Annotated in this window: 13 protein-coding genes; 9 read left to right on the top strand and 4 right to left on the bottom strand. The window is 72.1% G+C overall.

Translation table 11 applies throughout. The annotated features are described in order from the left end of the window. Position 1 precedes the first annotated feature (1 nt). From BM085_RS07605 to BM085_RS07615, 3 genes are read right to left on the bottom strand one after another with little or no spacing between them, the layout of a single operon-like run. Entirely contained in the window at positions 2-259 is a 258-nt protein-coding gene (locus BM085_RS07605) for a hypothetical protein (RefSeq protein WP_245789187.1), read from the bottom strand. After that, positions 256-591, bottom strand: coding sequence for an ArsR/SmtB family transcription factor (locus BM085_RS07610; protein ID WP_043655883.1), 336 nt, complete (start codon positions 589-591; stop codon positions 256-258). Before BM085_RS07610 ends, BM085_RS07605 begins: the two co-directional genes overlap by 4 nt. Positions 592-593: 2 nt before the next feature. Then, positions 594-788 carry a hypothetical protein gene (locus tag BM085_RS07615; RefSeq protein ID WP_031167606.1) on the bottom strand — a complete coding sequence of 65 codons (195 nt, stop codon included), beginning with the start codon at positions 786-788 and terminating at the stop codon, positions 594-596. Positions 789-1,089: 301 nt separating this feature from the next. Here BM085_RS07615 and BM085_RS07620 point away from each other — a divergent pair, with 301 nt between their 5' ends. Further along, positions 1,090-1,257, top strand: coding sequence for a DUF3073 domain-containing protein (locus tag BM085_RS07620; RefSeq protein WP_081937642.1), 168 nt, complete (start codon positions 1,090-1,092; stop codon positions 1,255-1,257). 115 nt (positions 1,258-1,372) lie between these two features. On the opposite strand, the gene BM085_RS07625 is transcribed toward BM085_RS07620, so the two are convergent. Next, positions 1,373-2,497, bottom strand: coding sequence for a TetR/AcrR family transcriptional regulator (locus BM085_RS07625; RefSeq protein ID WP_093886295.1), 1,125 nt, complete (start codon positions 2,495-2,497; stop codon positions 1,373-1,375). A gap of 103 nt (positions 2,498-2,600) precedes the next feature. Between BM085_RS07625 and BM085_RS07630 the strand changes: the two genes are divergently transcribed. The 8 genes from BM085_RS07630 to BM085_RS07670 all read left to right on the top strand — a co-directional run bounded on the left by BM085_RS07630 (position 2,601) and on the right by BM085_RS07670 (position 10,632). Then, positions 2,601-2,972: a cytochrome P450 gene (locus tag BM085_RS07630; RefSeq protein ID WP_143120834.1), complete on the top strand. Its 372-nt coding sequence runs from the start codon at positions 2,601-2,603 to the stop codon at positions 2,970-2,972. A gap of 62 nt (positions 2,973-3,034) precedes the next feature. Beyond that, a complete protein-coding gene (gene clpX, locus BM085_RS07635) occupies positions 3,035-4,330 on the top strand; it encodes an ATP-dependent Clp protease ATP-binding subunit ClpX (RefSeq protein WP_093886296.1) in 1,296 nt (431 codons plus the stop codon). Between the two features lie 207 nt (positions 4,331-4,537). Continuing rightward, complete coding sequence (locus tag BM085_RS07640) at positions 4,538-5,302, top strand: IclR family transcriptional regulator (protein WP_093886297.1); 765 nt, start codon at positions 4,538-4,540, stop codon at positions 5,300-5,302. Positions 5,303-5,415: 113 nt separating this feature from the next. After that, on the top strand, positions 5,416-5,874 hold the full coding sequence (locus BM085_RS07645; protein ID WP_218158643.1) for a helix-turn-helix domain-containing protein: 459 nt from the start codon (positions 5,416-5,418) through the stop codon (positions 5,872-5,874). A gap of 97 nt (positions 5,875-5,971) precedes the next feature. Beyond that, positions 5,972-6,622, top strand: coding sequence for a formylglycine-generating enzyme family protein (locus tag BM085_RS07650; RefSeq protein WP_093886299.1), 651 nt, complete (start codon positions 5,972-5,974; stop codon positions 6,620-6,622). A gap of 5 nt (positions 6,623-6,627) precedes the next feature. Continuing rightward, positions 6,628-6,864, top strand: a complete 237-nt coding sequence (locus BM085_RS07655; RefSeq protein WP_177244997.1) for a hypothetical protein — start codon at positions 6,628-6,630, stop codon at positions 6,862-6,864. Positions 6,865-7,010: 146 nt separating this feature from the next. Then, positions 7,011-7,325, top strand: coding sequence for a hypothetical protein (locus tag BM085_RS07660; RefSeq protein ID WP_093886300.1), 315 nt, complete (start codon positions 7,011-7,013; stop codon positions 7,323-7,325). A gap of 790 nt (positions 7,326-8,115) precedes the next feature. Continuing rightward, positions 8,116-10,632 carry a carboxylate--amine ligase/circularly permuted type 2 ATP-grasp protein gene (locus BM085_RS07670; RefSeq protein ID WP_093886302.1) on the top strand — a complete coding sequence of 839 codons (2,517 nt, stop codon included), beginning with the start codon at positions 8,116-8,118 and terminating at the stop codon, positions 10,630-10,632. The last annotated feature ends 1 nt before the right edge of the window (position 10,633 follow it).

Genomic DNA, 10,633 nt, shown 5'->3' on the forward strand with positions numbered 1-10,633 from the left:
TTCACTTGAGGTCCAGCGCCATGACGATGGCCAGGCCGACAAGGTGGATCAGCACGACGGTCACGATGAGGAAGACGAACACGAACTTCGCCGGTCCGTGCTCGAACTGCCTGCCCTCCTTCAGCGCGGGCCGCTCCGCCTGACGGTCGGCGATCCGTTCCTCAAGGGTCTTCCTCCTCCGAGGGGCCGCGGCGGCCTCCAGGTCGGACGTACGGCCGGCCTCGTCCCGGTGCGGCACGCCGCCGGTGGCCGCGCTCACCCGCGGGCCTCCGCCCGCAGCTCGGCCAGCAACTCGCCCTGACCGGCCAGCAGCTCGGCCAGGATCCGGCGAGCGGCGACCATCAGATCGGCCACGTCGGCGGTGGACAGGGCGTAAACGACGGTGGGGCCCTCCCGGGTGGCGGTCACGATCCCCGTGCGGCGCAGCACCGCCAGCTGCTGGGACAGGCTGGACGCCTCGACGTCGATCGCGGACAGAAGGTCGCGGACGGGCAGGGGGCCGTCCTGCAGCAGTTCGAGCACCCGGATGCGGACCGGATGGCCGAGCGTGCGGAAGAACTCGGCCTTGGCCTGGTACAGGGGCACCGTCACCGTCACCCTGTTCCGCCGGCGGGCCCGCCGCCCGCGTACCGCACGTCGATGCCGTGCCGGTCGGCGATCCGCAGCAGGTTCTCCAGCCGACCGCCCAGAACCTCGACGGCGTGGTGGTCGAAGGCCTGCCGCATGACCCGCAGCTCGGCGTCGACCTCGTCGACGCGCGCCCGTAGCTCCGCCGCGAACTCGCTCATGCCCCCACTCCCGGTAGATCAGACCAATCCCGGCACCTGGACAGTGAGCGCATGACACTCATGATGTGGCAAGTTGCATAATTGTTCAAATCATAAGGTTTCTAGGTACGATGCGGGCAGTGATATCTTCTCGGACGTCACCCGGCCGACTCGGATCCCGGGCCAGACCAGGCCGGCGCGGAGCGGGGATGCGCCGGGTGCGACGAGCAAGAGCTGGCCTAGGATGTCAAGCTGCGTCAGTCGGTAATGCGACAGTGACGAAAGGTCGAGCGCGACCTGCGTGCGTAGAGGGAGTACAGCCATGGGGCGGGGTCGAGCCAAGGCGAAGCAGACGAAGGTGGCTCGCGAGCTGAAGTACGGCACTCACGACATCGATCTTGAGCGGCTGCGTCGGGAGCTCGGCTCCGGTGATGAGCCCGCGCCGGAGGTCGAGGCCGACGACCCCGCCGACGGCCCGGCCGGCCGGTAGGCCCGGAAACCGGCGGGCACGGCCCGCCGGCACGGGCCACGATCACTCCTCCACGGCGTGATCACGCCGGAGCAGACCGGCACAGCTCACCACCCGGGGCCGCGGCCCGGCCCGGCTACCCGTGGTGTCTCGTCGGCGCCGGCTGGGCCTGGGCGGCCGGTGCGGCCCCGCCGGCCGACGCGGCCGCGTGGCAGGCGCCGCGGCCGTCGGCTCGGGCGACGATCCGGCCCGCCTCGACGCGGACGGCGACCTCGGTCCCGTCGCTGACGGCGGGCACACCGGCCGCCGCGGCGAGGGTGCCGGACTCGTCGTACACCACCTGCAGGCGCGGCCAGGCCGACGGCGGGAAGGCCTGGCGCAGGCAGTTGCAGAGGTCGGCGACGGCCAGCCGCGCCAGCGGCGCCAGCTCGCCGGGGTCACCGGTGACCAGGACGGCGGTGACCGTGGCCCCGGGCGCCGCGGCCCGTACCGCCTCCTCGGCGGCCTCAAGCCGGTGCAGCCCGAGGATCGCCACCACGCCGTCGCCCGCGAGCCGCGCCGGGCCGCCACGGACGACGTCCACGGCGGGCGGCGGGGACCACGGCTCGTCGGCGGGCCGGGCCTGCGGGATGTACGGGATGTGCGGGGGCTGCCACACGTCGCCCAGATCGAGGTCCGCGAGCCGCTCGCAGACGCCGACGACGTTGAAGGGCTCGATGAAGCCGGGGGCGGCGGCGGCCATCTGGCTCGCGCCGTGCAGGGTCGTGAGCGCGGCCTCGGCCACGCACACCATGCGGCCGGCGGACGTCGCCGGCGGGCGCAGCCGCTCCAGGGCCAGTCCGAGCAGGATCGCGTCGAGCTTCATCAGCTGCGTGAACGGCCGCCGGGTCCGTTCGTCCACGATGACCTCGGACATCAGGTCCATGCCGAGCCAGGCCGGGCCGGGCCGCTCGTCGGTGGCGAGGGGGAGCCGGGCGACCCAGGCGCGGGCGAACGCGCTGAGCGCCTCGCGGGCGGTACGGCCCGGCTCCGGGTGCGGCGGCTCGGGTGCGCGCTCGGCGAGGTCGGCCAGGACGGCGAAGTAGAGAGCCCGCTTGCCGGGGAAGTTGGAGTAGACCGCGCCGCGGGTGAGCTCGGCGCGCTCGGCGATGCCGTCGATCTTGGCGTCGCGGAAGCCGCGTTCGGTGAACTCCTCCCTGGCCGCGGCGAGCACCTTGGCGCGGTTGCGTTCCTGCAGCTCCGCCCGGTTGAGCCGGTTCATCGTCCTCCTCGTCGCGGCATTGCCCGTCCGTCCGATCCACGATACTCGGACCGGTACATATGATGAGACCATCTGATTAGATCATTCGAAATCTGGAGCATTCATGACCGCCGTCAGAGCGGATGCGAGCGGCGTTCCCGAGATCGACCGCCCGCGCCGGCGGGAGTACGGCGCCGCCGTAGCGGTCGGCTGGGGCCAGGTGTTCGCCGCCGCCATCGTCTCCGCCAACCGCGACCCGCGCGTGTTCGCCGCCCCCGAACGGCTGGACATCAGCCGCGAGGCAGGAGCGCCGGGACATCTCGGATATGCTCACGGGCCACACTTCTGTCTCGGGGCCGCGCCGGCCCGGGTGCAGACCGAGGTCGCGCTCGCCGCACTGCTGCGCCGCTTCCCCGGCCTGGCGCTCGCCGGCGCCCCGGGGCGCGTCCCCGACCCGGGCACGTGGCGCCTGGCGGCACTGCCCGTCACCCTCTGACCCGGGCCTGACCCGGCCCTTCCGCGTTCCGGTCCGCACAACCGTTGAGAAGAGGTTTCCGAGTGGCACGCATCGGTAAAGGCGACCCGCTGACGTGTTCTTTCTGCGGGAAGAGCCAGAAGCAGGTCCGCAAGCTCATCGCGGGCCCAGCCGGCGTCTACATCTGCGATGAGTGCGTGGAGCTCTGCAACGAGCTCATCGAGGAGGAGCTCAACGGAACCCTTGAGGACGGACCGCGGGATCTGCCGAAGCCGCGGGAGATCCACGCGTTCCTGGAGCAGTACGTCGTCGGGCAGGAAAGCGCCAAGAAGACACTCTCGGTGGCGGTCTACAACCACTACAAACGCATTCGGCCGGGAGCCGCCGGGAACGGCCGCCACCCCGCGGAGAAAGAGCCGGTCGAGCTCGGCAAGTCCAACATCCTGCTGATCGGCCCGACCGGCTGCGGCAAGACCTACCTCGCCCAGACGCTCGCCCGGATGCTCGACGTCCCGTTCGCGATCGCCGACGCCACCGCGCTCACCGAGGCCGGCTACGTCGGGGAGGACGTCGAGAACATCCTGCTCAAGCTGCTCCAGGCCGCGGACTACGACGTCAAGAAGGCCGAGACCGGCATCGTCTACATCGACGAGATCGACAAGGTGGCCCGCAAGAGCGAGAACCCGTCGATCACCCGCGACGTCTCCGGTGAGGGCGTCCAGCAGGCGCTGCTGAAGATGTTGGAGGGCACGGTCGCGAGCGTGCCGCCGCAGGGCGGCCGCAAGCACCCGCAGCAGGATTTCATCCAGATCGACACGGGCAACGTGCTGTTCATCGTCGGCGGCGCGTTCGCCGGTCTGGAGCAGATCATCGAGCAGCGGGTCGGCCGCAGGGGCGCCGGGTTCGGCGCCGCGATCCCCGCCCGGGAGGAGCAGGAGAACCGGGACGCCTTCGCCGAGGTCATGCCCGAGGACCTGCTGAAGTTCGGACTGATCCCGGAACTGGTCGGCCGGCTCCCGGTGCTGTCGACCTTCCAGCCGCTGGACCGGACGGCGCTGATGCGGATCCTCACCGAGCCGCGCAACGCGCTGATCAAGCAGTACCAGAAGCTCTTCGAGATCGACGGCGTCGAGCTGGAGTTCGCCGAGGGCGCCGTCGGCGCGATCGCCGAACAGGCGCTGCTCCGCCGTACCGGCGCCCGAGCGACCCGCGCGGTCCTCGAGGAGGTCCTGCTCAACGTGATGTACGAGGTGCCGAGCCGGGACGACGTGGCCCGCGTGGTGGTCAGCCGCGACACCGTGCTCGACAACGTCAACCCGACCCTGGTCCCGCGCGAGCAGCCCAACCGCGGATGGGAGCGCCCCGAGAAGTCCGCCTGAGGCGTCCCTCGGCCGGCGTCGCGGGATCGTCGGCCCCGGCACCTCGGCCGCCAGGCCCTCCATGGTGATGCCCGGCTTCACGGGGGAGCCGCCGCGACCGGGCAGGTCGTGTCCCGCCGCCCGGCCGGAGTCCGCATGGGATGAGCATCCCCGGCGCGCACGGCGCAGGTGTAGCCTTCGCTCCCACTGGGTGGAAGGAGTGAGCGGATGGCCGGCGGCTCGCGCGATCCGGGACGGTCGGTGACCTCCCGCGTCCTGGCCATCCTCGGCGCCTTCGACACCGGGCACCCGCGCCTCACCCTGACCGACATCGCCCGGCGCAGCGGGCTGGCTCTGAGCACCGTCCACCGGCTGGTCGCCGAGCTCGAGGACTGGCAGGCGCTCAGCCGCACCCCGGACGGCCGCTTCCACGTCGGCCTGCGGCTGTGGGAGCTCGGCCAGCTCGCCGCCAACCGGCTGCAGGAGGTGGCCCATCCCTGGCTGCAGGAGCTGTTCGCCGGCACCGGCGAGAACGTCCATCTGGCCATCCGCGACGGCCTCGAGGTCCTCTACGTCGACAAGGTGTACGGCCGGCGGGCCGTGCCCATCCTCTCCCGCACCGGCAGCCGACTGCCCATGCACCCCACCGGCGTCGGCAAGGCGCTCCTCGCCTCCGAGGCCGACTGGTTCATCACCTCCTACCTGTCCCGCACCCTGGAGCGGCCCACCCCGCACACCATCACCGAGCCCGGCAGGCTGGCCCGCGAGCTCAGGCAGGTCCACGCCCGGGGGTATGCGACCACCCACGAGGAGATGACGCTGGGCTCCTGCTCGGCGGCCGCGCCCGTCGTCGTGGACGGCCGCGCCGTCGCGGCGCTGGGGATCGTCGTCTCCTCCCACCGCGTCCGGGAGCTGCGACACCTGGTCGACCCGCTCATGGCCGTGGCCGCCCAGATCTCCCACGCGTACAAGGCCGAGACCGTCCGGGATTGACCCGGCCGCCGAGGAGTGACGGCGGCCAGGCGGTGAGGGCCACCCGTCCATGGCGTACGGCATAGCGCAACAAACTTCCGTATCACTCCCTATATGGCTTAAGTTAGGGACTGATGAGGGAAGAAATGTACTCGGTCGAGCAGGTGGCCGACCGGCTCGGCCTGCATGTGCGCACCGTGCGCGGCTACATCCGCGCCGGCCGCCTCAAGGCGGTACGGATCGGCAAGCAGTACCGGATCGCCCATGCCGACCTTGAGGCGCTGACCGGACGGCCGCAGCCCGCACCGGCCCGATCCGGTGTCGCGCGGGTGGAGGTGTCGAGCATCGTGCAGATCGACGGCATCGACCGGGCCTCGGCCGACCGGCTGGGCACGCTCGTCATGGCCGGGGCGAACACCTCCCACGACCCCGCGCACCCGATGCGCGTCCAGACCGTCCACGACGAGGACCGTGACCGCATGAAGATCGTGATATTGGGCGGCGCCGCCGCCACCGCCGAGGTGCTGCGTCTTCTCGAAGCCATACTCGACGGCGGCAACGGCCTGCTCACCCGGGAGGCCGGCGGTGCCTGACGTGGAAGCGGGCCGGGGTGCCGGTGCCGAGGTGCGGCCCGGCCGCCGCGCAGGACGCGATGGACCTGAACCGGCGCCTCGGACGATCGCCGAACGCATGATCGGGATCCCCGCCGGGGAGATCGTCCTGCGGGACGAGGGCACGGCGACGGACTGGAAGGTCGAGGTCGGGGCCTTCCGGCTGGCGCCGTATCCCGTGACCCGCGAGCTGTACCGCGCCGTTCTGGGCGAGGCGCCCGCGAGCCCGGCGGGGCCGCGGACGCCGGTGACCGAGATCTCCTGGAAGGAGGCCGTCCGGTTCTGCAACCTGATCTCGCAGGCGGCGGGGCTCGAACCCTGCTACTCGACGGGCGAGGACCCCGACGGGCAGGACGTGGCCTGCGACTGGGGGGCCGACGGCTATCGTCTCCCGTCCGAGGCGGAGTGGGAGTACGCGTGCAGGGCCGGGACCTCCGGCGTCCGCTACGGAGAGCTGGACGAGATCGCCTGGTACCGCGGGAACTCCGGTGGCGAGGTGCACGACGTCGCGACCAGGGCGCCGAACGCGTGGGGCCTCCACGACATGATCGGCAACGTGTGGGAGTGGTGCTGGGATGTCTATGACCCCGGGGTCTACGGCCCGTACCGCGTGTTCCGCGGCGGTGGCGCGTACGATCACCCCCGCGGATGCCGGGCGTCGTGCCGCCGCAAGAGCCATCCGACTTTTCGCGTCGACGACCTCGGGTTCCGGCTCGCCCGGTCGCGGTGAGCCTGATGGCCGGCGAGCCGAGCCGTAAGGGCGTCGTGGACCGGCACGACGACGCCGACCGCCGCCGCACCATCGTGAGCATCGCCGAGGCCAACCGGGCCTCGGCCGACGCCTGGCTCGCCCGAGGGGCCCAGGCGTGGCGGACGGCCCTCGAACCGCTGACCCACGAGCAGCGGGAGACGTCCGTCGAGACCCTCCGGGCGTACGAACGCGAGGCCGCCGCCGAGCACGGCGACGCCTGAGCGGCGCGACCCGGTCCGCGCCCGGTGGCAGGAAGCTGCCACCGGAGGGGAACTTGCTGACTCCGATCCGCCTGTTCCACGGACCCCGGAAGGCGCAGAGTTGGTTGTACCGGAAGAGAACAACCACTCAGGAAAAGAGAAAAGAAATGAAGAACTCCACCGCCTCCCCCGCCAATTTAAACGTCGCCGCCAAGATCTCGGCCGCGATTGTCTCGACCGCCATCGGATTCACCGCCCTCATCGGCGGCCAGGCCGTCTCGACCGTGGCCGGCACCACCTGGGACTCGGCCTCGTCGGTCGTGGCGGGCACCACCTGGGACTCCACCGACGGCACCACCTGGGACTCGGCCTCGCTGCTCGCGGAGGGCACCACCTGGGACTCCGCGAGCACCGACGGCACCACCTGGGACTCCACGGACGGCACCACCTGGGACTCCGCGGCCGCCACCACGTCGCTCTGAGAAACCCCGGAGAACCGGCCCGGAAGCAAATAAGATAATCAACGTAATACGGCCGAAGAAACAGAGCGGAAAACCTCACAGGAACCGCCCGGACCACCGGCCCGAAGATTCACCGACAATCCCCCTCCCGCCGGACGACGGCGAAGAAAGCTCGGAGCGACCGACGGACACCTCGGCACCCGGGCGACCGCCGGCAAGGACACGACCGGCACCCCGAACCGCGTGAAGACGACCGCGGCTCCCCCTCCGGAGACCAGCCGCCGAACCGGCGCTGCACGGCACCGCGGCCGACGGCAACCGGCGCTCCCACGACACCACCGACGGCAACCGGCGCCCCGCGCCGCCACCGGCCGGACAGCGGGCGGATCGCCGTCGAGCTCCCCCTGAACCCCGCGCGAGCGGTCCAGCCGCCACGCCGCCGGAGCCGCCGGGGGACGGCGAGTCCTTCGTCCGGAAGACGCGGATCCAGTTGCCTCCCGGGTCGACGACGGTGAACCCCATGGCATCGCCGGTGTTCTTCCGCTTCCGCGGCCGTGTGATCCGCGGGACGCCGGAGAGCACGGCCCGGATGAGCACTGGCCGGCGTGCGCGGTGCCGGGCCTGGCGGCGGCCCCGTCGGCGGCGGAGTGGCCCGAGCCACCCGGCCGGGAGGCGATCCCGGACCTCCTCGGCGGCGGTCCCGCCAGGTGATCTTTCCGGCCATCGTGGACGGCCCCTGAAGTGCGAAAGACCTTTTTTTGGGAAAAGGGTGATGAATCCGGACGAAACAACAGGCTTCTGAGGTGGTCAAATGGCGGGTCTCGCGGGACCGATCGCGGTAGGCGTCGAAGAGGAGTTCCACGTCGTCGACGTCGACACCCGGCGCCTCGTCCCCCGGGCCGGCGTGCTGCTGGACCAGTTACCGGCGGATCGGTTCACCCACGAGCTGCAGCGTTCGGTGGTGGAGGCCAACAGCAGGCCCTTCATCCGGCTGGAGGACCTCGGGCACGACCTGACCGCGCTGCGGCGCACGGTGATCCAGGCGGCGGACGGGCTGGGCCTGGGGATCGTGGCGGCCGGAAGCGTGCCGCTGGTGGACCTGGAGGCGCTGAAGATCTCCCCGGACCCGCGCTACGAGCAGATGCTCGCCGACTATCAGCTGCTCACCCGCGAGCAGCTGATCTGCGGGACCCAGGTGCACGCCGAGGTCGACAACCGCGACCTGGCCGTCGCCGTCGCCCACCGCCTGGCTCCCTGGCTGCCTCCGCTGCTCGCCCTGAGCTCCAGCTCGCCGTACTGGCTGGGGTCCGACACCGGATACGCCAGCTACCGCCCGCTCATCTGGCAGCGCTGGCCGACCGCCGGGCCCGTCGCGAGGTTCGAGTCGGCCGCGGAGTACGACCAGGTGGTCGGCGATCTCGTGCGGTCGGGCGTGATCACCGACCCCGGCATGATCTACTTCGACATCCGGCCCTCGGCGCACGTCCCCACCGTCGAGCTGCGGATCTGCGACGCCTGCCCCCGCGTGAGCGACATCGTGCTGATAGCCGGGCTGTTCCGGGCCCTGGTGGCCCGGGAGCTGGAAGCGGTCCAGCGCGGGCCCGACCGCTCGGTCCGGCTGGAGATGGTACGCGCCGCGACCTGGCGGGCGGCGCGTTCCGGGCTGGAGGGCGACCTCGTCGACCCGGTCGAGGGCGTGCCGGGCCCGGCCGCCGAGGTGATCGGGCGGATGGTGGACGGCCTGCGGCCGCAGCTGGAGGAGTCCGGCGACTGGGAGCTCGTCACCTCCCTGGCCCGGCAGGCACTGGGACGGGGAAGCTCCTCGGCCCGCCAGCGGAGGGCGTTCGTCCGCGGCGGCCGGCTGGCGGACGTGGTCGACCTCGTCATCGCCGAGACGCGCTCCGAGGAGTGGGAGGCCGCCTTCGGCGGGCCGACGCCGCGGATGCGCACCAGCCTGCTCGACGGCTACGACGCCCCCGGCGACGAGGCGATCATCGAGGGCACGGTGCGTGAGCCCTACCAGCCGGTCCTGCGGACCCTCGACCGCCTGGGCCCCGACGGCCTGCGCGACAGGGAGCAGCGGCGCGACCGCTACCAGCGCCGCAACGACATGACCTTCCAGGTGGAGGGCGAGGACGAGAGCCGGATCTTCCCCTTCGACCTGGTCCCGCGGCTGGTCCCGCCCGGCGAGTGGGCCGAGATCCAGCGGGCGCTGCCCCAGCGGGTACGCGCGCTGGAGGCGTTCCTGCACGATGTGTACGGCGGGCGCCAGATCATCGAGGACGGCGTGCTCCCCGCCTGGGTGGTCGACGAGTCGCCCGGCTACCGGGGGTCCGGGCGGCGGATACCGCCCGGCACCGTACGCTGCGCCGTGGCCGGGCTGGACCTGGTCCGCGACGACGTCGGCCGGTGGGCGGTGCTGGAGGACAACCTCCGGGTGCCCTCCGGCATCGGGTACGCCGTGGCCAACCGGCGCCTGATGGCCGAGGTGCTGCCCGAGCTCGTCCCCGGCCCGGGGTTCGCCGACCCGCAGGAGGGCCTGCGGGTGCTGCGGGAGGCCCTGCTGGCGGCGGCGGGTACGGGCGACCCGCGGACCATCGCCGTGGTCTCCGGGGGGCCGGACGACTCCGCCCACTACGAGCACCGGATGCTCGCCGAGGAGATGGGGGCGGTCCTGGCCGGTCCGGCCGACCTGACCGTCAGGAACGGGCACGTCGAGGCCGCCGGCCGCCGGATCGACGTGATCTACCGCCGGATCGACGAGAACGACCTGCTCGCGGGCCCGGCCGGGCAGGAGATCCTGGAGGCCGCCGAACGCTCCGCGGTCGTCCTGGCCAACGCGCCGGGCAACGGGGTCGCCGACGACAAATGCCTGTACCGGTACGTGCCCCGCCTCATCGAGTACTACCTGGGCGAGCGGCCGCTCATCGACAACGTCACCACCTACCTGTGCCGGGACGACGGCGACCGCGAGCAGGTGCTGGACCGGCTGGCCGAGCTGGTCGTCAAGCCGGTGGACGGATTCGGCGGGCAGGGGGTGGTCGTCGGCCCCGACGCCTCCCCCGGGGAGCTCCGCGAGGCCCGGGACAGGATCCTCGCCTCGCCCGACCGGTGGGTCGCCCAGGAGACGGTCCGGCTGTCGACCCATCCGGCCTTCGACGGGCGGCGGCTGAGCCCGCGCGTCGTCGACCTGCGGGCATTCGTCTGCCTGGGAGAGACGGCGGTGGTGCCCGCCGCGGCGCTGACCCGCGTCGCGCCGGCCGACAGCATGATCGTCAATTCCTCCCAGGGTGGGGGTTCCAAGGACACGTGGCTTCCGAGGGGATAAC

The organism is Streptosporangium canum, from assembly GCF_900113865.1.
In the GTDB taxonomy this organism is placed as follows: domain Bacteria; phylum Actinomycetota; class Actinomycetes; order Streptosporangiales; family Streptosporangiaceae; genus Streptosporangium; species Streptosporangium canum.

What these genes read in the sequence shown, in the direction of transcription:
- BM085_RS07620 (WP_081937642.1), top strand. Translation starts at nt 1,090, where the DNA reads ATGGGGCGGGGTCGAGCCAAGGCGAAGCAGACGAAGGTGGCTCGCGAG.
- BM085_RS07640 (WP_093886297.1), top strand. Translation starts at nt 4,538, where the DNA reads ATGGCCGGCGGCTCGCGCGATCCGGGACGGTCGGTGACCTCCCGCGTC.
- BM085_RS07625 (WP_093886295.1), bottom strand. Translation starts at nt 2,497, where the DNA reads ATGAACCGGCTCAACCGGGCGGAGCTGCAGGAACGCAACCGCGCCAAG.
- BM085_RS07615 (WP_031167606.1), bottom strand. Translation starts at nt 788, where the DNA reads ATGAGCGAGTTCGCGGCGGAGCTACGGGCGCGCGTCGACGAGGTCGAC.
- BM085_RS07645 (WP_218158643.1), top strand. Translation starts at nt 5,416, where the DNA reads ATGAGGGAAGAAATGTACTCGGTCGAGCAGGTGGCCGACCGGCTCGGC.
- BM085_RS07650 (WP_093886299.1), top strand. Translation starts at nt 5,972, where the DNA reads ATGATCGGGATCCCCGCCGGGGAGATCGTCCTGCGGGACGAGGGCACG.
- BM085_RS07630 (WP_143120834.1), top strand. Translation starts at nt 2,601, where the DNA reads ATGACCGCCGTCAGAGCGGATGCGAGCGGCGTTCCCGAGATCGACCGC.
- BM085_RS07655 (WP_177244997.1), top strand. Translation starts at nt 6,628, where the DNA reads ATGGCCGGCGAGCCGAGCCGTAAGGGCGTCGTGGACCGGCACGACGAC.
- BM085_RS07660 (WP_093886300.1), top strand. Translation starts at nt 7,011, where the DNA reads ATGAAGAACTCCACCGCCTCCCCCGCCAATTTAAACGTCGCCGCCAAG.
- BM085_RS07670 (WP_093886302.1), top strand. Translation starts at nt 8,116, where the DNA reads ATGGCGGGTCTCGCGGGACCGATCGCGGTAGGCGTCGAAGAGGAGTTC.